This is a genomic window from Allobosea sp. 05T439 (assembly GCF_056396005.1).
The window spans coordinates 40797-61894 of the sequence record NZ_JBFTKP010000014.1 but is presented as its reverse complement, the minus strand read 5'-3'; the positions used below and the strand labels follow the sequence as shown (position 1 = coordinate 61894).

The window sequence follows — 21098 nt, the reverse complement described above, 5'->3', positions numbered from 1 at the left end:
CCAACAGATGATGAAGACACTTGCATTCGCTGCGGCGCTCGCCGTACTGCCCGCCTCCGTTTTCGCCCAGAGCAGCGGGCCGGTCATTCCCGACCCGGCCGGCGGCACGACCCGCGATCCGGCGCTCGGCGTCGGGACGGTCGAGGTTCCGCTGAGGCGCGATCCTGCCGGCGGCACGATGATCGACGACTCGCCGCGCTTCCGGACCTATGTGATCGAGCAGCGCCTGCCGTCCTATAGCTATGGCCGCCCGGTCGTGGTGGGAACGATCCTGCCGGATGAGGGCATCGTCTATCGCGAGGTTCCGGCCGAATATGGCGCGCCGGGCTATCGCTACACCGTGGTGAACGAGCGCGCCGTCGTGGTCGAGCCGCGCACGCGCCGCATCATTCAGGTGATCGACTGACCCTCCGCGGAGTCGCGAAGCCTGACACCCCAGACTCCGCTGAACCGAGGCCCGCTCCGGCAAGGGGCGGGGCCGATCCATGAGCCCCTCCCGCGAGACGATCTCAAAGTCACGCAGAGAGGCTGAACAAAAATCGCAAGGCGCGGCGAACAAAGCCGCGCCCGATGCGTTGTGGCTGGGAACAGCCGGAGCCCAGTCGTGAGAAAATGCGTTCTCGTCGTCGAAGATGACACTTTCATTCGTATGGATACCGTCGATACCGTCGAGGATGCCGGCTTCGAAGCGATCGAGGCCGCAAATGCCGACGAGGCCATCAGCCAGATCGAAGCCAATCCGGCGATCGAGATCATGATCACCGATATCGAGATGCCCGGCTCGATGAATGGCGTCCGGCTTGCACATGCGGTCAGGGACCGCTGGCCGCCGGTCGAGATCATCGTGGTGTCCGGACAAGTGATGCCGGGTCGAGGCGCATTGCCCGAGCGCGCGCGCTTCATCGCTAAGCCATTCCGGCCAAGCCAGATCKAGGCAGCGTTGCGCGCTGCTGCGTAGATCACCGGACCGGGTTCGTATCCGGTCGGATGATGCGACGTCTGGGTTAGGGCCGGCTTTGCACCGAAAACCGCAATCCAGTTTTGAGGCCAACTTTCCAGGGGGCGGGATAGCCAACCGCATGGAGATGGAAGACGACAACGCGCACAGGCAGCGACCGCATATGTCGCGGCCACCGAAATCGTGTCGGGATGGAGACAACCGGGCGGCTCCGCTATGGCGGTCAGCCAGGTCTTGCTGGCTGATGAGAGCATAAATGAAACGAAGCCACCTGCCCGGGGCCTCCAGGCGAACTTTGGGCCTCGAGCCTGTCGTCGCGCTCGGCCTTGCCGGCGCGATCGCATTTTTCCTGATCAGCGGAATCGTAGCCTTTCTCAATCTGCAGGCCCTGCGCAACGGGAGCGAACGGGTCATTCAGACCCATCAGGTCATCGTCGCGCTCGAGCGATTGATGTCCCAGGCGCAAGACGCCGAAACAGGCCAGCGCGGCTTCCTCCTGACAGGCGATGAACGCTATCTCGCCCCCTACAATGCCGCCGTATCGGCGATTCCAGCCCAGCTCGACGAGATCTCGGAGCGAACCCGCGAAAATCCGTCACAGGGCCCGCGGATCGCTGCGCTGAGACGACAGGTCGGCAGCAAACTCGCAGAACTCAAGGAAACGATCGAGCTGCGGCGAGTCCAAGGGATCGACGCCGCGATGGCCGTCGTCAGCTCGGACCGCGGAAAACTGGCCATGGACGCCATCCGCTCGCAGATTGCCGCGATCTCCCAGGAAGAGGGAGAAACGCGCGCGAAGCGCCTCGTTGAAATGGCCGACGCCCAGAAGACCGCGCTGGTGAGCGGCCTCCTTTCAGGGCTGCTCGGGTTACTCCTGACGCTGACCATCGGCTTTCTGGTCCGCAGGGCAACGCTCGCCCGCAGGCAGGAGGAGTGGCTTCAATCAGGCCAGGTCGGCCTGGCCGCCGCCATGATGGGCGATCCGCAGGCCGAGCAGCTCGGAAACAGCATTCTCGCATTTCTGGCGCAGTATCTCGGCGCAGTCGCAGGAGCGCTCTTCGTCGTCGATCGCACGGTTTTCCGGCGCGCAGCGACCTATGGCATTCCCGAGGACGCCCCGATTGTCACGCAGTTCAAGCTGAGGGAAGGCTTGCTGGGCCAGGCGGCGAGCGAGAAGCGGCCCATGCTGATCGGCGAGGTTCCCGACGGCTACCTCGCCTTCGGCTCCGCCCTGGGACAGGACAAGCCGAAACATCTCGTCATCCTGCCCGCCACCGTCGACGGAACCGTCAATGCCGTGATCGAGCTTGGGTTCCTGCGCCCGGTCGACGACGGAGTCATGAAGCTGCTGCAGTTCGCCTCCAACGCGGTGGCGATCGCAGTCCGTTCGGCCAAGTATCGCGGCGAGCTCCAGGACCTGCTCGAGGAGACGCAGCGCCAATCGGAGGAATTGCAGACCCAGAGCGAGGAATTGCGCGTCTCGAACGAGGAACTGGAGGAGCAAGGCCGGGCGCTCAAGGAGTCGCAGATGCGGCTTGAGCAGCAGCAGGCCGAGCTCGAACAGACCAATTCGCAGCTGGAGGAGCAGACCCAGCAGCTGGAGACGCAGCGCGACGATCTGGAACAGGTCAATGCGGCCATGCAGGTCAAGGCGCGGGAGGTGGAGCAGGCGAGCCGCTACAAGTCGGACTTTCTTGCCAACATGTCGCACGAGCTGCGCACGCCGCTCAATTCATCGCTGATCCTGGCCAAGCTCCTGGCGGATAATCCCGACGAGAACCTGAGCGAGGAGCAGGTCAAATATGCCCAGACGATCCAGTCCTCCGGCAATGACCTGCTGAACCTGATCAACGACATCCTCGATCTTTCGAAGATCGAGGCCGGCCATGTGGAGATCAGGCCCGAAACCGTTTCCCTGGAGCGGTTGACCGGCAATCTTCGGCAGCTGTTTCAGCCCGTCGCCCAGGGCAAGACGCTGGATTTTCTGGTCGACGTGGCGGCGGACTGCCCCGCGAGCATCGAAACCGATCCGCAACGGCTGGAACAGGTTCTGAAAAATCTCCTGTCCAACGCCTTCAAGTTCACGGAACGCGGACAGGTCCGCGTCTCGATCCAGCGGGCCGGCGAAGGGCAGATCGCCCTCTCCGTATCGGACACCGGCATCGGCATCGCCGAGGAGCAGCAGCGCAGCGTCTTCGAAGCGTTTCATCAGGCCGATGGCACCATCAGCCGCAAATATGGGGGCACCGGCCTCGGCCTTTCGATCTCGCGACAGCTCGCCCACCTGCTCGGCGGCTCGATMACGCTCAAGAGCCGCGAAAGACAGGGAAGCACCTTCACCATCACCATTCCCGAAATCTATGACCCGGCGAAGGTCGGCCCCCGGGTGGCGCGCGAAACCATTCGCGCCGTGCCCACGCTCGTGAATGCGGAGGCGCCCCGGGCCGCGGTGCAGCCACGCAGGCACAAGGTGGAGGACGACCGCGACGCGCCATCCGATGCCAAGCGCGTCCTGCTCGTGATCGAGGACGACGATTCCTTCGCCGCCATCCTGCGCGATCTCACGCGCGAAATGGGATTCCGTTCGCTGGTCGCGGGAACCGCCGCGGAGGCCCTGGGGCTGGCCCGGGAGTTCATGCCGAGCGCAATCATCCTCGATGTCGGCCTGCCCGACCAGTCCGGCCTTTCCGTGCTGGACCGGCTCAAGAGCGACGTCCAGACCCGCCATATTCCGATTCACATCGTCTCGGCTGGAGATCACGCCGAAACCGCGCTCGCGCTGGGCGCGGTCGGATATGTGCTCAAGCCGGTCAAGCGCGAGCAGCTGGTCGAGGTTTTCGAGAAGCTAGAGAACAAGCTGTCCCCGCGGGTGCATCGCGTCCTCATCGTCGAGGACGACCTGGTGCAACGCGAGGCGGTCGCAAAGCTGCTGACCTCCCATGATGTCGAGACCGTGACCGCAGGGACCGCAGCCGAATGCCTCAAGCTCCTCAAGGAAGAGACATTCGATTGCATGGTGCTMGACCTGTCGCTGCCCGATGCGTCCGGCTATTCGCTGCTGGAGACGCTGAGCCAGGAGAGCGCCTACGCCTTTCCACCGGTCATCGTCTATACCGGCCGGGACCTCTCGGCGGATGACGAGCAGCGGCTCCGCCGCTACTCGAAATCGATCATCATCAAGGGTGCGAAATCGCCCGAGCGCCTGCTCGACGAGGTCAGCCTCTTCCTTCACCAGGTGGTCTCCCAACTGCCGGCCGAGCAGCAGAAGATGATCCGCAAGGCGCGAAGCAGGGATGCCCTGCTCGAGGGGCGGCGCATCCTTGTCGTCGAGGACGACGTGCGCAACGTCTATGCGCTGACCAACATCCTCGAACCCCGGGGGGCGATCGTCGAGATCGCCCGCAACGGCCGCGAGGCCCTGGAGGCGCTCGAACGATCCGAGAAGCAATCCGGCCCCAGGATCGAGCTCGTCCTCATGGACGTGATGATGCCGGTCATGGACGGGCTCACCGCCACGCGCGAGATCCGCAGGAACCCGGACCTGGTCAAGCTGCCGGTCATCGCGCTGACGGCAAAGGCCATGCCCGACGATCAGCAGCGCTGCATCGAGGCAGGGGCCAATGACTACATGGCCAAGCCCCTGGATGTCGAAAAGCTCCTGTCGCTCGTGCGGGTCTGGATGCCGCGATGAAGGAGGCGCTCGCATCCGAGGCGATCGAAGCGATTGAGATACGACTTCTCCTCGAGGCGCTATACTMGCGGTATCATTATGATTTCCGCAATTACGCGATGGCTTCGATCAAGCGCCGCCTCAAGCAGGCGCGGGACCAGCTCGGCTTCGCCAGTTTTTCGGCGTTGCAGGAGAGCCTGCTGCATGACGCGGCCGTTCTGCCGCGGCTTCTCGGATACCTGACGGTTCAGGTCAGCGAGATGTTCCGCGATCCGACCTATTTTCGCGCGATCCGGGAAAAGGTCGTGCCGCATCTGCGGACCTATCCCTCGCTCAAGGTCTGGATCGCCGGCTGCAGCGGCGGCGAGGAGCTCTATTCCCTGGTCATCCTGTTCCGGGAAGAAGGCCTGGAGGACCGCACGCTGTTCTATGCCACCGACATCAACCAGGAGGCGCTCCGTTCGGCCGAGGCTGGCGTCTTCGCCATGGAGCGGGTGCCGCTGTTCACTGAAAATCATCGCCAGTCCGGGGGAAAATCATCCCTGTCCGACTATTATCATGCCGCCTATGGCAGGGTTTCGTTCGACAAGAGTCTGCGCCGCAATGTCGTGTTTTCCGACCATAGCCTGGTGACGGACGCGGTCTTCGCCGAGATGCAGCTGATCTCGTGCCGTAACGTCCTGATCTATTTCGATCGCACCTTCCAGGACCGGGCGCTGGGCCTGTTCAAGGACTCGCTCGCACGAAAGGGCTTCCTCGGGCTCGGCGCCAAGGAGAGCCTGCGCTTCTCCGAGCATGCGGGGGCCTTCACGGATTTCGTACGCGAGGACAAGATCTATCAGAGGCGCGGCGAATGAGCGCGGACCGAGCCGAGGCCGTGGTGATCGGCGCCTCCGCAGGGGCGCTGGAGGCGCTGTCCGTGATCCTTCCCGCACTGCCTGCCGGATTTCGATTGCCGGTGATCGTGGTCGTCCATGTGCCGCCGAACCGGCGCAGCATGCTGGCCGAGCTGTTCGACGCCAAGTGCCGGATTCCTGTTCGCGAGGCCGAAGACAAGGAACCGATCGCGGCCGGCACGATCTATTTCGCCCCGCCCGACTACCATCTCCTGGTCGAGATGGATCGGTGCCTGTCGCTGTCCAGCGACGAACCCGTGCTGTTTTCGCGCCCCTCGATCGATGTCCTGTTCGAAAGCGCGGCCGATGCCTACGGCCCTGCCCTGATCGCCATCGTACTGACTGGCGCCAATCAGGATGGTGCGAACGGGATGCAGGCCATTGTCAAAGCGGGCGGCACCGCGCTCGTTCAAAACCCGACCGGCGCCTTTGCAGCTGCGATGCCCGAAGCGGCCATCGCAGCCTGCCCCAGCGCACACATCATGACACTCGACGCCATCGCGGCGCATTTACAGGAGATTTGAGTTCGATCATGGGTCCTGTCTCATTCCTGCTGGTCGACGACCTCGAGGACAACCTCGTCTCCCTGGAAGGCCTTTTGCGGCGCGAAGGCCTCGTGCTGCTGAAGGCGCGGTCGGGCGACGAGGCGCTTGAACTGCTGCTCGAGAACGACGTCGCGTTGGCACTCGTGGACGTCCAGATGCCGGGCCTGAATGGTTTCGAACTGGCCGAACTGATGCGCGGCAACGAGCGAACCCGACGCATCCCGATCATCTTCGTCACCGCCGGCACCGCCGATGGTCGCCGCCGCTTTCGCGGCTACGAGGCCGGCGCGGTCGATTTCATCCAAAAACCGATCGAGCCCGACATCCTGCGCAGCAAGGCCGAGGTCTTCTTCGAACTGTACCGGCAGCGGCAACAGATCGCGGTACAGCGAGACGAACTGGCGGCGCAGGCCAAGGCCCTAGAAGAGGCCGGGCATCGCAAGGACGCGTTCCTGCTCACCCTGACGCAGGATATCAGCCTGCATGAGCATGCGCGGGCGCAGCAGGACGTGCTTCTGCGCGAGGTCAATCACCGCATCAAGAATCTCTTCAGCCTGACGGCAGGACTGATCTCCCTCAGTGCGAGATCGTCCAGGAACGTCCAGGAACTCGCCGCCGATCTGACATCGCGACTGCAGGCGCTCGGTCGTGCCCACGACCTCACCCTGCCCGACCTGAGCCAGAATGGCGTCTGCGAAGCCGGGACGACGGTTCTCGCCCTGACGCGGGCGATCCTGGCGCCTCACGAGCACAGTCAGGACTCGCGCATCACGGTGACCGGTGCCGACGTGGAGCTCTCCGGTAATGTATTGTCGTCGCTGGCCCTATTGCTGCACGAGTTGACGACGAACGCCGCGAAATATGGCGCCCTGTCCACCCCTGGGGGGCGATTGACCATCGATATCAGCGCCACCGACGGCCTTCTCCATGTGAAATGGGACGAGTGCGGAGCCTCTCCCCAGGCCAGATCCGGGTTGCACGAGGGCTTCGGAGCAACGCTTGAAAAGGCACTGCTGAGGGGCATGAGCGGGGTGATTTCGCGAGAGTGGAAAGACGATGGGCTTTCCCTTTCCCTGCGAATTCCGCTGGCCAAGCTCGCGAGCTGAGGCCCCAGACGCCGAACCGATCGTCCGGGGCGCAGCGCGGATCGCTTTCAGATTGGCTCGGCCTGAAGCGTCTCGGACCAGTGGCCCAGCCGATCCTTCAGAACACGATCCAGGCCGGAGACAAGTTTCTCGATATCCACCCGCTCTACGATCTCGAAGGTGAAGCTGTCGGCGCCGTGCTCCCGCCATGCCGCCTGGAGGGAGCGATGCGTGTTGGCTCCCTGGCGAAGCGTGAACGACAGGCGGTTCCAGATCGTGGCGAGATCTGGCGCGCTGCCCGCCCATTGCTGGCCGGTTGTCGCGCAGGCCACGACATAGATGCCGGGAACCGCCTTGCGCAGCTTATAGGCCGCGACGGCTGCTTTCCGCTCCTCAGATTTCACGACCCACTCTCCCCGTTGCGCCAGCTCTCCGGCTATCGCCTGGCCATCGGCACAATTTATATCCGGATTATATTTTCATCAAGATATTTATCCGGGTAATATAAACTCATCATCAGAGAGCCCGTCATCAGTGATTTTCTGTCCAAGTCCTGCACCGCCTTCCAGGGAACGAGCCGCATCGCCGCTGGCCCGCTGATCGATGTCGCGCTGGCCGTGAAGGCGGCGATGGAAGCCGATCCCGCTTCGGCCTTTCTCACCTTCGACGATGCGACCGGCGCCGTGGTCGACCTCAATCTGCGCGGCGAAACCGCGGAGATCGTGGCGCGCCTGGCTGAGCGCGCCGAGGCGGCGGATCGCGCCGCGCGAGCGGTCCCCCGGTCCGAGGCGAGCGACGGGACGCCGGCGCGGGGCCGCGGCCGGCCGAAACTCGGCGTCGTCGCCCGGGAGGTGACATTACTGCCCCCGGCACTGGGACTGGCTGGCGATGCAGCCCGGCGGCGCGTCGCAGGCCTTGCGCAGGCTTGTGGACGACGCGAGACGCGGCGATGGCGGCCGAAGCGAAGCCCGCGCCGCGCAGACGGCGACCTACAGCTTCATCGCGGCAATGGCCGGCGACCTTCCGGGTTTCGAGGAGGCGACGCGCGCCCTGTTCGCCGGGGGATCACGCGCGCTTTGCCGAGCAGAACCGGGCCTGGCCACCGGATATCCGCTCCTATGCGGAAAGCCTGATGAAGACCGGAACTGCGAGGCCGCAACAAGAGGCGCCTGGCGATGCAACCCCATCTTGAACCCAGCCAGGAGGCGGGGCGTGCCTGATCAGGCGATTTCGCGACTGGCTGTCGCGGCAGGGATATAGGGAGATGGCGTCGCTGAGGCTGGCGCGTGGGGATGAGGCAGTGGCGGGTATGTCGGAGGAGATCGAAATGGAGAGCCCGGTTTGCGAGATCACGGCGCTTTCAACCCGCGTCGTCTACCAGAACCGGTGGATGACCGTCAGGGAAGACCAGATCCAACGCAGCGACGGCTCCACGGGCATCTATGGCGTCGTCGAGAAGAGCGACTTCGCACTGGTCATCCCCGTCAATGCCGATGGCTCGCTCTGCCTTGTCGAACAGTACCGATACCCGGTGAAGGGCCGGTTCTGGGAGTTCCCGCAAGGCTCCTGGGAGGGCGTCGCCACGGCCGATCCTCTCGATCTGGCGCGCGGCGAACTCGAGGAGGAGACCGGCCTCCTGGCCAGGGAGATGCACTATGTCGGGCATCTCTTCGAGTGTTACGGCTATTCGACGCAAGGCTGCCATATCTTCATCGCGCGCGATCTGCAGGCGACGGAAACGAAGCTCGATCCCGAGGAGCAGGGGCTGATCAGCCAGGCCTTTGCCCTTGAAGCCGTCATCGCCATGGTGGGAGATGGCCGGATCAAGGACGCGATGAGCATCGCAGCCCTTGGCCTCTGCCGCCTGAAGGGGCTGCTCTGACCCCGGGGCGCCGAGGCGCCATCCGCCGGAGACGCAGCCTGCCGGGCCGCGGCTGCGAGCAGCCGAAGTCGCGACATGGCGCGGCGTCCTATCCGCCACGCTGCCGAGCATCGACCTCGGGATAGTATTGCGGGGCCTCGCGCCGGTCGAACATGCCGTAGTCGCGCACGACACGCACATGGCGCAGCCTCTGTGCTCCGAGCGAGGCCTTGTCCTCAAAGCGCTTCGCCGCCATCTCGTCGCGCCAGGACAGCAGCAGGATCAGGTCTCCCGGCGTCAGCACCGCGTCGAACACATCCCATGACAGCAGGCCATCGGCTTGCGGGAGCAGGCCGAGAGACGCCGCGCACTCGGCCGCGCCGGCCCCCTCGCCGCAATTCCCCGGCCTGGGGCCCGTCACCAGCGTAACGGTCGTCCCCTCGCCGACTTGCGTCTCGTCGAGGCGCTGCTGCCKAAGCGTCTGGCCTTCCGGGATCTGCGTGTCCCGCGTGATCTCGCCGACACGCAGGTGGTAGTCGAGGAAGATGCCGGACCGACCCTTCTCCTGCGCGAAGTGGTGGCGCATCGTCGTGCGCCAGCGCACCACTGCCTTCTCGTCACGCCAGCCCGAGAGCGAGAGCAGCCAGCCCTCGCGGGTCATGCTGCGATAGCGGATATTGTCGACGAACCCGTCCACCGCCTCCAGTTCGGGCCGCAGCGATCTGGCCACGCCGAGATAGGCATCCCATTGCTCCGGCGTAGGATGCACTTCGAAGATCACAGAGAACATCGGCTTCTCCTGGGACCCCGCTCCTGGGACCGCGCTCCTCGCATCACACGGCGGCGATGCAATCCATCTCGATATCGAAGCCGCCATTCCAGGCCGGGACGTTGATGAAGATGCGGGCTGGCGGATCCTTGGGGAAGAAGCGGCGATAGACCTCGTTGACCGCCGGGAACATCTCGACCGAGGTGACGTAGACATTGACCTTCAGGACGTCGTCGAGGGAGGAGCCCGCCGTCTCGACGCAGAGCTTCATCTGCTCCAGGACAAGCTCCGTCTGGCGCTCGATCCCGCCCGTATAGATCTCGCCTGTCTCCGGATCGAATGGCGGCGCGCCGGATACATAGATCGTATCGCCGTGCCTGGTKACCGTCGATGTCGGCGCCTTGTACCTTTCAAGATAGCTCGCGAGGGGCTCGACACGGATGATCTGTCTCTTCACGGCCGCCACTCCCGTTGCGCTATCCGATCGAAAGCGCCGCGGCGGGCATAGGAGGCGCCGGGCACCCCCTATCTCTACTCCCAGGCGACTGCGGCCGTCATTCAGCAGCGCTACGGCCGCGGCCGAAGCGTTGCGGCTTCCTCGCGCGTCGCATCGGAGTGGCATGCGACACAGAAGAAGGAGCGCATCTATTCGGCGCCGCCAATGGCAGTCTTCTCGCCCGGCTTCGGATCCGGTTTGTCGGCAGACCCCGTATCCCTGACCTCTGGATTGATCGAGACCTTGTTCAGGGACTCCTTGTCCGGCGCGCCCTGGATCGACTTCACTTTCTGTTGTTCTTCCGGCGACAGCTTGTTTCCGCGTCCATCACGCATGACGACCTCCTGTTGCTTCTCGCCGGAGAACCGCCGGGAGAGCTGGAGGTTCCTCGTAAACGGACTCCTCGCGGCAAAGAGATTGGCCGGTCGAGCGCGTCATCGGGCCGGCGTCACCTCCCAAACGACCCGATACTCATCCGACAGGGCTGGCGTCCGCCCACCGCTCACGAGATCATCGCGAGCGCTCGATCGTCCCGGCACCGCAAGGCCCGCTTCAATGCTGGATCATCGGCCCTCCCGAAAACCGCAATCCACTGCTCTGGCCGCTGCTCAGCGCGCCCAATAGGCCACCATCTTCTGGCGCTCGGCGCCCGATTGTTTCAGCTCCTCGGACTGGGCGCGCAATGTCCTGACGACGGTTTTCTCGGCCGCAGCCCAGAGATAGGTCCGTCCGTCGTCGAGCGGCTCCGAGGCCAGCAGGTCGGTGAGGCGGCTGCGATCCGTGTCACCATGGGGACAATGGAACCAGGTCGTTGTCGCCAGGGGATGGTCCGGCAAGGGCTGCTCGTGGGTTTCATCCGCCACCTCGATGAAGACCCGGCTCGCGACATGCTCCGGCGTCTGTTCGAGAATCCGMGCGACCGCCGGCAGGCCGGTGGCATCCGAGATCAGGATCTGCCGGTCCAGCGCGTCCGGCCGGGCATAGAGCCCGCGCGGATTGTTGATCACGATCCGCTCGCCGATCTCGGCATCGCGAGCCCAGTCGCTGGCCTTGCCGCCATCATGAACCACGAGGTCGATCTCGAGTTCGCAGCGCGCGCTATCGAAGCTCCGGACCGTATAGGTGGAATAGCGGACGCGCTGGCGCTCTTCCGGGAAGACCCAGCGCCCCTCGGCATCGATCGTCGGCAGGACGAGTTCGCCGGTGCCGGGATCGGGAAAGAACAGGCGGATATATTCGTCCGGGATCCCGGTCGAGCGAAAGCGCGTCAGGCCGCCGCCGGAAAAGGTCAGCCTGATCATGCCAGGCGTCAGGTAGCGGCGCGCGACCAGCGTCGCCTCGTGKAACGGATTTTCCGTCATGGACTCAACTCACCCCGGCGCATCGGACAACCAGCACCGGCGCTTCTTCCACGGAGCGACGCAGCTCGCAAGTGGCTTAGTCTTTGATTTATTTAGACTATCTCTAAACCAGCATGGTTATGGAGCCAGGGTCCGGCAGCCCTGCCGCTATGCCTGGCGGCGCCTGCGGACCCCGCATTGCCATGACCTATGCCGTCGCCGACAGTCGGGGAGCCACGACGCTCATGGCTTGGCTCCAGGCAAGATGGGCTTGATCTCGAGCCAATCGAAATGCGTCACGCTGTCGGCCTTTGTCCAAAGCGCAACGCGCCCCGGCGCACTGATCGAACCGTCGCGAACGTCGATCAGTTGCTTTCCATCGAACGAAACCTGGAAGCGGTTGCCCTCGGCATGCAGGGTCAGGGTGTGCCAGTTCGAAGACGAGACCTTGACCATTGCACCGCGCAACTCCTCGCGCCGGCCATTCAAGACCCGGTAGAAGCGCACATTGTGCTCCAGGGCGTTCGCACGGGCGACATAGTAGTTATCGGCATCGCGGAGCCGGACTGCGATGCCGGCCGCCCGATCGACCGCACCGGATACAGCCCGGAAACGGATCGCGACTTCGACATCCCCAAGGACAACGGGCATGTAGATGGCGAGTGGGAAACGATAGTCCGTCTTGTCCTGGCTGAGTTGCGCCAGAGCTCGGTCGCCCTCGGCGGAAGCATCCATCACGACCGCCCAAGTGCCGGTCGCTCCTCCCCCCGTCCGGGCCGATGTGAACTGCGCAGGCAAGGGTCCCGGCGGCAGGGATCCGAAAGTGATCGTTTCCGCCGAGCCTTGAGCCGATGCCATCGCGAGCGGAATGGCGAGTACCAGACTGCGATAGGACCTCATGGGAGGGCTCCTTCCCAATACCCCCCTTGCGCGCGCTATGCTGCCGTCGGCTTCATCGCCGGCGGCCAACTATGCGTTTCCGCCTTCCGACGCGAAGCCCAGGCATAGAGCGCGTCATAGATGACGAAGCCGTGCTTGAGCACTTCGTGGTCGTCGGGCGTCACGTCCCGTAATCCCATGGAGATCGCCAGCACCCCCGCGGATTGAGGAGTGAGATGGTGCCGATCGGTATCCGCGCCGCGCACGATCGCGGCTATCGTCACGATGGCCGGATCGCGATCGAGGCCGTGCTTAGAGACGAAGGTGTCGAAGCTGCACCCGTCGCCGACATGCGTGTATTCCACACCCGGCACATCATAGGGCGTTGCGCCCGTCTGGGCGGCCACGCTCTTCACTTGATCGGGAGCCACGAACAAGAATTCTGGCTCCTTGTCGATGAAGCGGGCGATCAGCCAGGGGCAGGCAATCCGGTCGATAACCGGGCGTTCGCGAGTGACCCATTTCATGACCTCATCTCCTTCTGGTTCAGCGTGAGAGCAACGGTGGGCGCGCCAATGGCGTGCCATGCGGCGATGCCACCGGAGAGAGTGCTGGCGTCGATGCCGCGCCGTCGCAGTTCGGCGACGGCGTCGCCACTGACCTGGAACCCGTAGACGCAATAGACGACCACCGGCTTGTCCTTCGGCAGCTCCTCGGCCCAGTCGGCAATCGCCTCTGGTGCCCGGATCAGAGCGCCCGGCACCATGTCGCTGCGCTTCGCCAGATCCTCGGCGAGGCAGACGTCGAGCACGACAAGATCGTCGCCGCGGGCGATGCGGCCCCGCAGATCTTCCGGAGCGACGGCATGAGCTTTGGTTGAGACCGGCCTCGCCCAGCCCGCCTGTTGGGCGACGATGCGCCCATGACGGGCAGCAACCCGCTCCCAATGGATGTTCTTCATGAATGCGTCGACATAGGCGCCGGCCCTCGCGCCGAAATCGAGGTGATAGGCGTGCTCGTACATGTCGAGCGCCAGGATGGGCACGCCGCCGGCAAGACAGTTCGTGTGGTCAGCCGCCCATTGGATCGTCAGCCGATCATGGCGTTCCGACCAGGTGAGCAGAGTCCAGCCCGAGCCGCCGGCCTGTGCCTTGGCGCAGGCCGTGAACTGGGCCCGCCACGCGCTGACGCTTCCGAAGTCGCGTTCCAGCGCAGCGGCAAGACCGCCGCCGGCATCGCCCGAACCTCCGAGTCCGTCGAAATAGATCTCGTGCAGGATCGCCGAGTTGGCGGCGACCAACTCCTCCCGCTTCAACCCATTGATGTCGAAGACCGGCGCTGCGCCCCAATCGAGCGCATCAAGCCGGCTCTCGATCGCATTCAGGCGGCGAACCGCGCCGCCGTAGTTGTTCTCATAGTGGCTCGCGAGCAGGCGCTCCGACAGGCCTTCGAGCCGGGGCGGTTTGAATGGCAGCGGCATGATGTGATGCGGCATGGCGTCCTCGTTCGGCAGCACGGCGCGTCCGTGAGAGGCCGAAGGCTACGCTTGAATGAAAATTGATACAACTGTTGCATTTAATAATTCCGATGATACGGTACGCTCATGAATGATGGGGAGTCTGGGGCAGAGCATTGCTGGTTGGCCTGATTCATCTGCCGGCGGCCGTTTCCCGAGGAAACCCGGCGTCAGCAGAAGGCATCGGAGCGGTCGCGGACAAGCTTGAAGCGTCCCCAGAGGACGTGTGCCCCGGAGGAAACGAGAGGGAAAATGGCGATGCCTGGAGTGGCAGTGGTCTGGCGCGGTGACCGCGAGGGGCGACGCGCGGCGACATCCCAGAACAACCGCTTTCATCGCGTGTTCGAGGAACTCGCCGCGATTGGCATTCACGCGGAACCGGCGGTCTTCGATGAGGAATTCGCGGACGAGGTCCGCGATCAACTCCTGAGGGTGGACGGCGTGCTCGTTTGGGTCGATCCGATCCATGACGGGAGGACACGCGCAGTGCTCGACCCGATACTGCGCGACGTCGCAACACGCGGCCCCTGGGTGAGTGCGCATCCCGACGTCATTCTCAAAATGGGTGTGAAGCAGGTCCTGCATCGCACGAAGCATCTCGGATGGGGCACCGACACCCATCTCTACGGATCCTACGCGGCGTTTCGCGAGGCATTCCCTGAGCAGCTGCGAACGGCCGGTCCGCGGGTGCTGAAGCAGAATCGCGGCAACGGGGGCCAGGGTGTGTGGAAGGTCGAACGGATCGATCCGCTTCCCGGTGCAGCGGCGGCGGTTCGGGTGTTGCATGCGCGACGCGGCAGCGTGCCGGAAGAGCTCCCGTTGGAGGACTTCATGGCGCGTTGCGAGGCGTATTTCGCGCCCGGTGGCTGCATCGTGGATCAGCCGTTCCAACCCCGGCTGCCGGACGGCATGATCCGTTGCTACATGGGTGGCGACAAGGTCGTGGGCTTCGGCCACCAGTTCATCAAGGCGCTGATCCCACCCCCGCCCGAAGGACCGGACTCAGAAGCGGCACAGCCAGGTCCCCGGATCATGCATCCCGCCTCGGCAGAGCCGTTTCAGACCCTGAGGATCAGGATGGAGGCTGACTGGACGCCGCAGATGATGGCGGTGCTCGGTATCGAGCCCGGTTCCTTGCCGATCATCTGGGATGCCGACTTCCTCTATGGACCGCGCACGGCGTCGGGAGAAGACAGCTATGTGCTCTGCGAGATCAATGTGAGCTCCGTCTTCGCCATCCCGGACCAGGCACCGGCTGAAATTGCCCGCCTCGTTGCTGCGCGATTATCGATCAGCTCCAACCCGAGCGTCCGGCAGAGCCCAGGAGCTGCGCTGACGGTGAATTCATGAGCGACGATGAAACCGGGACAGAGCAGCGCTGGCTGCTTCTGATCCATCAACTGCCGACCAAGCCAGCCTATTTTCGGGTGAAAATCTGGCGGCGGCTGCAAGGTATCGGTGCGGTCGCGGTCAAGAGCACAGTCTATGCGCTGCCGGCCAATGCCGAGACGCAGGAGGATTTCGAGTGGCTCTTGAAGGAGATCATCGACGGCGGCGGCGAAGCGATGGTGTGCGAGGCGCGCCTCATCGATGGCCTGTCGGACGCACAGGTCAGAGCCTTGTTCGATGCTGCGCGTGACAGCGACTACGCGGACATCGCCAAGGACGCCCGCGATCTCAGCGCTGGCCTCGACGCCGAAGCGAGTGCGGAGAAGCGCGCGGACGCTCGCACGCAGCTCGGTCGCATGCGCAAGCGCCTCGCCGAACTCGTATCGATCGACTTCTTCGGTGCCACCGGCCGCCTTGCCGTCGAAGGATTGCTCGCCGAGCTCGAAGCCCGGGTCACGGAGGAGAAGGTCATGAGCAAGCACCCACCAAAGGGGGCAGACCCCATTGCCGAGCTCAAGGGGCGAACCTGGGTGACGCGCCGCGACGTGTATGTCGATCGCATCGCCTGCAGTTGGCTGATCCGTCGCTTCATCGACCCCGATGCCGTCATCCGCTTCGTGGCGGGCAAGGGCTATGTCCCAAAACCGGGCGAGCTGCGCTTTGACATGTTCGAAGGCGAGATCACTCATGAGGGCGATCGCTGCAGCTTCGAAGTGCTGCTGACCCGTGCCGGCATAGCCGATCCGGCACTGCAGGCCATCGCCGAGATCGTCCACGATATCGATCTCAAGGACAGCAAGTTCGGCCGCGAGGAAACGACAGGCATATCCAGCCTGATCGCCGGCGTCGCCATGGCGAACGCGGGCGATGAGGAGCGGATCGCGCAGGGCGCTGCCGTCTTCGACAACCTCTACCAGTATTTCCGCTCCAAACGCGGATGATCGGAAGGACCGGGCCATGGCCAATCTGGACAGCTATGTCGCGACGCCGGCCTCGAAGAGCGACAGGCCGGATCATGGCATTTCCTTCGGGGAAGCGGTGCGGGTCTGGGTGCGTGTGGCCGCCTTGAGTTTTGGCGGCCCGGCCGGGCAGATCGCGGTGATGCACCGGATCCTTGTCGAGGAGAAGCGCTGGATCGGCGAGACCCGGTTCCTGCATGCGCTCAACTATTGCACGCTGCTGCCCGGCCCCGAGGCGCAGCAATTGGCGATCTATATCGGCTGGCTCCTGCACAAGACCAAGGGCGGGCTGGTCGCCGGAATCCTGTTCGTGTTGCCGGGTGCGATCGCCATCATGGCGCTGAGCTGGATCTACGCGATCTTCGGCAATGTCGGAGCGGTCCAGGCGCTTTTCTTCGGCCTGAAGGCGGCGGTCCTCGCCATCGTGCTCGAGGCGGTCTCCCGGATCGGGCGACGCGCGCTCAAGAACAACGTCCTGATCGGGCTCGCCGCCGCGGCCTTTGTCGCGCTCTTCTTCTTTCAAGCGCCGTTTCCACTGGTCATTCTGGCCGCAGGGCTGATTGGCTATATCGGCGGACGCGCAGGCTTCATAGCGTTCCTGACGGGCAACKGGCACGGCAAGCTCGGCGGCACGCAGGTCGCGGATGCCGATACGGCGCTCGGCGACGAGGTTCCGGCTCACGCTCGCCCGCCACTCAGCTGGTCGCTGAAGGTCGCCGGGGTTGGTCTGCTTCTGTGGATTCTGCCGGTTCTCGGACTGCTGGCCCTATTGGGGCCAGGCAATGTCTTCGCTGACATTGCGGTCTTCTTTTCCAAGATGGCGATGGTGACATTCGGCGGCGCCTACGCAGTGCTCGCCTATGTCGCGCAGCAGGCAGTCGAGCACTTTGGCTGGCTGAAGCCAGGCGAAATGTTGGACGGGCTCGGCATGGCCGAGACGACACCCGGTCCGCTGATCATGGTCACCCAGTTTGTGGGCTTCATGGGGGCCTATCGGGCACCGGGTTCGCTTCATCCCCTCCTTGCCGGCACGCTCGGGGGCCTGCTCACCACCTGGGTGACCTTCGTCCCCTGCTTTCTCTGGATCTTCCTCGGCGCGCCCTTCATGGAGACGATGCGCAGCAACAAAGCCCTGTCCGCCGCCTTGTCGGCGATCACCGCGGCTGTCGTGGGCGTCATTCTCAATCTCGCGATCTGGTTTGCGCTCCACGTGCTGTTTTCAGAGCTGCGCGAGGTTCATGGGCTTGGCGTGACACTCGACGTGCCTGTGCTCAGCTCCGTCAACATCCCGTCTCTGATTCTGACAATTGGCGCGCTGTTGGCGGTGTTTCGCTTCAAGGTCGGCATGATCGGGGTGCTGGCGGCATGCTCCGTCCTTGGGGTCCTCTTTGGATTCGTCACGGGATCGATCTAGCGGGCGGCCACGCACCTGTTCGCGGCCGACGCGGTCCTGGCGTTTGGAGCCTAGGCTGCAGGCGGCCGGCAGCTCACGCGCCACCGGAGATCTTGAAGCGCATGAGAAGATGGGCCCTCCCCCTGTTCGCACTGGCAGCCGCCGGACAGATCTCGACGACATGGGCGCAGCATCGCCCCGAGCTGAAAGGCTTCAGGCGCATTCACGGCACAGCGATCGAGCGCTTGATGTCGGGGAAGGAATTCAGTGACGGCGTGCACTGGCGTTACAGCTTCCAGCCCGGCGGCAACCTCACGGAATACGCGATGAGCCGCCGGCAGGATCTCCGCTGGTTCGTCAAGGGCGACGCGCTCTGCTGGCAATCAGCGCGGGGCGAGGACTGCTTCGAAGCCTGGACATCGAGCACAACATTGCAGCTTCAACCGCAAGGGCTGGGTGTGCCCTATGAGGGCAGGCTGTCGCGGCAAACGCGATAGGTCCGCTACTGGGATGAGGTTCCCCTGCCMCCGGCTCAGAAGCGCTTGCTCGACAGGACGTCGAAGGTCTTGCCGATCGTCGCCAGGGCCTTGTCGTAATCGGCGAGCGACACACAGGCGATCAGCGCGTCGATGATGGCAAGCTGTGCGATCCGGCTCGTCATCGCCTCGGTGCGGAACTGCGTTTCGCGCGCCATCGTGTGCAGCACGATATCGGCATGGGCGAGCAGCGGCGACTTGCCGAAATTGGTGATGCAGATCGTCGTCGCGCCGGCTTCCTTGGCAAGTTTCGTGGCTGCAACCGTCTCGAGCGTGCTGCCGGAATGGGAGATGGTGATCACCGCCACGTCAGGCCCGGTCAACGAGGCGCTGATGGCCTGGACATGGGAATCGACCACGACCTTCGCCTCGATGCCGATGCGCAGCAGGCGGTAATTGGCATCCTCGGCGATCGGGGCCGCGCTGCCGATGCCGTAGAGCTCGACGCGGCGCGCCTTCAGGATCGCGGCGACCGCGGCCTCCATCGCCGTGGTGTCGAGCACCTTCATGGTGTCGTGCAGGGCCTGGAGATCGCTGCGGAAGATCTTTTCGATCACCGCACCGGTGTCGTCGGAACGGGCCAGATCCTCGTGGATGAACTGAACCGGTTGCACCAGATCGCGCGCCAGCGCGATCTTGACCTGCTGGAAGCCCCGCGCGCCGAGCTGCTGGCAGAGCGAGATGACGCTGCCTTCGCTCGCGCCGGTGCGCTCGGCCACTTCGGTGACCGACATATGCACCACCTCGGCGGCATGGGTCATGAAGAAATCGGCGATGCGGGCAGCTTTGGGCGGCAGGTTGGCGCGCAGCGCCTGCAGGCGTTCGAGCGCCCCCTCGAGACCGGGCGTGCCGGTGCCCTTGCGCCTTTCGGTGCCTGGTTCGCCGGGGGCGGCCTCGGCCGATCCGGGATTGCGATTCGACGCCGTCATGCCGGGAAGGCCAGCATGTCGGCCGAGACACGACAAGGCGCATTCGCCGCGATGGCGGGGAAGACCCCGTCGCGAAGCTCGAAATAGCGCAGGCCGAGGCGCCGTGCGCCCTCACCATCGGTCGCCGGGTTGTCGCCAACCATCAGCACCGCATTCCTGGACAGCCCGAGCAGCGCCAGGCCGGCCTCGAACAAGGCGGGTTCCGGCTTGCCGATGATGCGGTACGGCACGGGGCCAGTGCAGGCGAGCAGCGCCGCCAGCAATGCACCGGTCTCCGGCACCACCGCGCCATCCGGGCCGGGATGGACGAGATCGGGATTGGCAGCGACGAGCTCGGCGCCGCCGCGTACCGCATTGGCTGCAAGCATCAGGCGTTCATAGGAAAAATGCCGGTCGCGTCCGAGAAAGACGATGTCCGGCCGCTCCTGCACCGGGACAAGGCCGCGGTCGCGGGCATGGATCATCAGGCTCTTGCTGGCCATCATGGAGATGCGGGCCCGGGGCTGCCGGCGCGCGATTTCGTCAAGCGCGGTCGAGCCGGCGAGAACGATCCGGCGCGGCGCGATGGTCAGGCCGAGACGCTTCAGGGCACGCGACAATTCGAGCGGCGTATGCTCGGCATCGTTGGAGACGATGACGAAACGGCCGTCCAGGCTTTCGAGAAAGGCATTTGCGCCGGGAAGCATCTGCCGGCCGCGCACCAGGGTGCCGTCGAGATCGACGAGACACCCCTGAATGCCGTGAAACGACCCCATCGCGCGAATCCAAACCCTGTCAGCAAGTGAGGCTCGTCCATGAACTGAGATAAACTCAGTGTCAAATTCAATATCGAATGAGATTATTTCATCATCCTGTCATGAAGCACAGCCTAGAACGAGCCCGTCGCAGCACGGGCCACGACTGAGCCGGCATGCAGGGCGACGTCCGGCGGCTCCAGGGGGGAAGACATGCTTGAATTCCTCGCAGGCCGGCTGCTGCGCATGGGCATCACGCTTTGGGTGATCACCTCGGTCGTCTTCCTCGCCACGCGCCTGACGGGCAACCCGATCGACTTCCTGATGCCGGAAGGGCTGGATGCCGCCTCGCGCCGCGAGATGATTGCCTATTGGGGGCTCGATCGTTCCGTCGCCGAGCAGTACTGGCTGTTCTGGCGCTCGCTTCTTTCAGGCGATTTCGGCCTCGGACTGATGGAGCGCCGGCCGGTCGCGACGATCTTCACCGAACGGCTCTGGCAGAGCGCCTCGCTCCTGGTCGCGACCCTGGCGCTGACGATCTGCATCGGCGTGCCGGCCGGTATCCTGGCTGCCGTCTGGCGCGGCCAGGGGCGCGGCAGCGCCGTGCTCTTCACGGCCTTTTTCGGCTACGCCATCCCGAATTTCGTGCTCGCCATCCTGCTGCTGCTGGTCTTCTCCTACACGCTGCACTGGCTGCCCAGCGCCGGCTCGGCCACACTCGCGCATTACGTCATGCCGACGGTCGCGCTCTCGGCCTATTTCGTCGCGGCGCTGGTCCGCTACACCCGCAACGCCATGCTCGACGTCCTCTCGCAGGACTATATGCGCACGGCCCGGGCCAAGGGGCTCGCCGAGAGCAGCATCATTCTCCATCACGGCCTGCGCAACGCGTTGATCCCGGTCATCACGGTGCTCGGCCTGCAGATCACCACGCTCGTCTCGGGAGCGGTGGTGGTCGAGACCGTCTTCGCCTGGAACGGCGTCGGCGACCTGCTGGTCGGCGCGACGCTGCGCCGCGACTATCCCGTCCTGCAATTCGGCGTCCTCGTCGTCGCCTCCGCCGTCATCGTCGTCAACCTGCTGGTCGATCTCGCCTATGCGCTGGTCGATCCGCGCGTGCGCCTGGCTGGAGCCTGAGCGGTC

The 21098-nt window shown here is 64.5% G+C and carries 22 protein-coding genes and 1 pseudogene; 13 read left to right on the top strand and 10 right to left on the bottom strand.

What is annotated here, in order from left to right:
• The first annotated feature begins 7 nt into the window (after positions 1-7).
• The 6 genes from AC1DIO_RS17745 to AC1DIO_RS17720 all read left to right on the top strand — a co-directional run bounded on the left by AC1DIO_RS17745 (position 8) and on the right by AC1DIO_RS17720 (position 7175).
• The gene (locus AC1DIO_RS17745; protein ID WP_441506718.1) at positions 8-406 is read left to right on the top strand and encodes a DUF1236 domain-containing protein; all 399 of its coding nucleotides are present in this window, start codon (positions 8-10) and stop codon (positions 404-406) included.
• A gap of 198 nt (positions 407-604) precedes the next feature.
• Positions 605-958: a response regulator gene (locus tag AC1DIO_RS17740; RefSeq protein WP_476853765.1), complete on the top strand. Its 354-nt coding sequence runs from the start codon at positions 605-607 to the stop codon at positions 956-958.
• A gap of 256 nt (positions 959-1214) precedes the next feature.
• Positions 1215-4649 (top strand): response regulator, encoded by a 3435-nt coding sequence (locus tag AC1DIO_RS17735; RefSeq protein WP_441506716.1) that lies wholly within the window; start codon positions 1215-1217, stop codon positions 4647-4649.
• On the top strand, positions 4646-5485 hold the full coding sequence (locus tag AC1DIO_RS17730; protein ID WP_476853764.1) for a CheR family methyltransferase: 840 nt from the start codon (positions 4646-4648) through the stop codon (positions 5483-5485). The genes AC1DIO_RS17735 and AC1DIO_RS17730 overlap by 4 nt, the downstream gene beginning before the upstream one ends.
• Positions 5482-6048 carry a chemotaxis protein CheB gene (locus AC1DIO_RS17725; protein ID WP_441506714.1) on the top strand — a complete coding sequence of 189 codons (567 nt, stop codon included), beginning with the start codon at positions 5482-5484 and terminating at the stop codon, positions 6046-6048. The genes AC1DIO_RS17730 and AC1DIO_RS17725 overlap by 4 nt, the downstream gene beginning before the upstream one ends.
• An 8-nt stretch (positions 6049-6056) precedes the next feature.
• Positions 6057-7175, top strand: a complete 1119-nt coding sequence (locus tag AC1DIO_RS17720; RefSeq protein ID WP_441506713.1) for a response regulator — start codon at positions 6057-6059, stop codon at positions 7173-7175.
• Between the two features lie 47 nt (positions 7176-7222).
• On the opposite strand, the gene AC1DIO_RS17715 is transcribed toward AC1DIO_RS17720, so the two are convergent.
• Positions 7223-7558: a GIY-YIG nuclease family protein gene (locus AC1DIO_RS17715; protein ID WP_441506712.1), complete on the bottom strand. Its 336-nt coding sequence runs from the start codon at positions 7556-7558 to the stop codon at positions 7223-7225.
• Positions 7559-7684: 126 nt separating this feature from the next.
• On the opposite strand from AC1DIO_RS17715, the pseudogene AC1DIO_RS17710 reads away from it, so the two are divergent.
• Positions 7685-8346, top strand: a pseudogene (locus tag AC1DIO_RS17710) (DUF2239 family protein).
• Positions 8347-8418: 72 nt separating this feature from the next.
• A complete protein-coding gene (locus AC1DIO_RS17705) occupies positions 8419-9036 on the top strand; it encodes an NUDIX domain-containing protein (RefSeq protein WP_476853763.1) in 618 nt (205 codons plus the stop codon).
• Positions 9037-9124: 88 nt separating this feature from the next.
• Here AC1DIO_RS17705 and AC1DIO_RS17700 read toward each other — a convergent pair whose 3' ends face one another.
• From AC1DIO_RS17700 to AC1DIO_RS17670, 7 genes are all read right to left on the bottom strand, one after another.
• Positions 9125-9805 carry an antibiotic biosynthesis monooxygenase family protein gene (locus tag AC1DIO_RS17700; RefSeq protein ID WP_441506710.1) on the bottom strand — a complete coding sequence of 227 codons (681 nt, stop codon included), beginning with the start codon at positions 9803-9805 and terminating at the stop codon, positions 9125-9127.
• Positions 9806-9848: 43 nt separating this feature from the next.
• Positions 9849-10241 carry a RidA family protein gene (locus AC1DIO_RS17695; RefSeq protein WP_441506709.1) on the bottom strand — a complete coding sequence of 131 codons (393 nt, stop codon included), beginning with the start codon at positions 10239-10241 and terminating at the stop codon, positions 9849-9851.
• Between the two features lie 188 nt (positions 10242-10429).
• Positions 10430-10615, bottom strand: a complete 186-nt coding sequence (locus AC1DIO_RS17690; protein ID WP_162767949.1) for a hypothetical protein — start codon at positions 10613-10615, stop codon at positions 10430-10432.
• A 273-nt stretch (positions 10616-10888) separates the two neighbouring features.
• Positions 10889-11641: a siderophore-interacting protein gene (locus tag AC1DIO_RS17685; RefSeq protein WP_476853762.1), complete on the bottom strand. Its 753-nt coding sequence runs from the start codon at positions 11639-11641 to the stop codon at positions 10889-10891.
• A 222-nt stretch (positions 11642-11863) separates the two neighbouring features.
• Positions 11864-12520 (bottom strand): hypothetical protein, encoded by a 657-nt coding sequence (locus AC1DIO_RS17680; protein ID WP_441506707.1) that lies wholly within the window; start codon positions 12518-12520, stop codon positions 11864-11866.
• Positions 12521-12555: 35 nt separating this feature from the next.
• On the bottom strand, positions 12556-13026 hold the full coding sequence (locus AC1DIO_RS17675) for a chromate resistance protein ChrB domain-containing protein (protein WP_476853761.1): 471 nt from the start codon (positions 13024-13026) through the stop codon (positions 12556-12558).
• Positions 13023-13994, bottom strand: coding sequence for a Fe-Mn family superoxide dismutase (locus tag AC1DIO_RS17670; protein ID WP_441506705.1), 972 nt, complete (start codon positions 13992-13994; stop codon positions 13023-13025). Before AC1DIO_RS17670 ends, AC1DIO_RS17675 begins: the two co-directional genes overlap by 4 nt.
• Before the next feature lie 273 nt (positions 13995-14267).
• Here AC1DIO_RS17670 and AC1DIO_RS17665 point away from each other — a divergent pair, with 273 nt between their 5' ends.
• From AC1DIO_RS17665 to AC1DIO_RS17650, 4 genes are all read left to right on the top strand, one after another.
• Complete coding sequence (locus AC1DIO_RS17665; RefSeq protein ID WP_441506704.1) at positions 14268-15365, top strand: Cj0069 family protein; 1098 nt, start codon at positions 14268-14270, stop codon at positions 15363-15365.
• Positions 15362-16345, top strand: a complete 984-nt coding sequence (locus AC1DIO_RS17660) for a chromate resistance protein ChrB domain-containing protein (protein ID WP_441506703.1) — start codon at positions 15362-15364, stop codon at positions 16343-16345. Before AC1DIO_RS17665 ends, AC1DIO_RS17660 begins: the two co-directional genes overlap by 4 nt.
• Positions 16346-16361: 16 nt before the next feature.
• The gene (chrA, locus tag AC1DIO_RS17655) at positions 16362-17777 is read left to right on the top strand and encodes a chromate efflux transporter (RefSeq protein ID WP_476853760.1); all 1416 of its coding nucleotides are present in this window, start codon (positions 16362-16364) and stop codon (positions 17775-17777) included.
• Positions 17778-17878: 101 nt separating this feature from the next.
• Positions 17879-18253 (top strand): hypothetical protein, encoded by a 375-nt coding sequence (locus AC1DIO_RS17650; RefSeq protein ID WP_441506701.1) that lies wholly within the window; start codon positions 17879-17881, stop codon positions 18251-18253.
• Between the two features lie 35 nt (positions 18254-18288).
• On the opposite strand, the gene AC1DIO_RS17645 is transcribed toward AC1DIO_RS17650, so the two are convergent.
• Positions 18289-19221 carry a MurR/RpiR family transcriptional regulator gene (locus tag AC1DIO_RS17645; protein WP_441506700.1) on the bottom strand — a complete coding sequence of 311 codons (933 nt, stop codon included), beginning with the start codon at positions 19219-19221 and terminating at the stop codon, positions 18289-18291.
• Complete coding sequence (locus tag AC1DIO_RS17640; protein WP_441506699.1) at positions 19218-19976, bottom strand: HAD-IIA family hydrolase; 759 nt, start codon at positions 19974-19976, stop codon at positions 19218-19220. Before AC1DIO_RS17640 ends, AC1DIO_RS17645 begins: the two co-directional genes overlap by 4 nt.
• Before the next feature lie 192 nt (positions 19977-20168).
• Here AC1DIO_RS17640 and AC1DIO_RS17635 point away from each other — a divergent pair, with 192 nt between their 5' ends.
• Positions 20169-21092, top strand: coding sequence for an ABC transporter permease (locus AC1DIO_RS17635; RefSeq protein ID WP_441506698.1), 924 nt, complete (start codon positions 20169-20171; stop codon positions 21090-21092).
• Positions 21093-21098 lie beyond the last annotated feature (6 nt).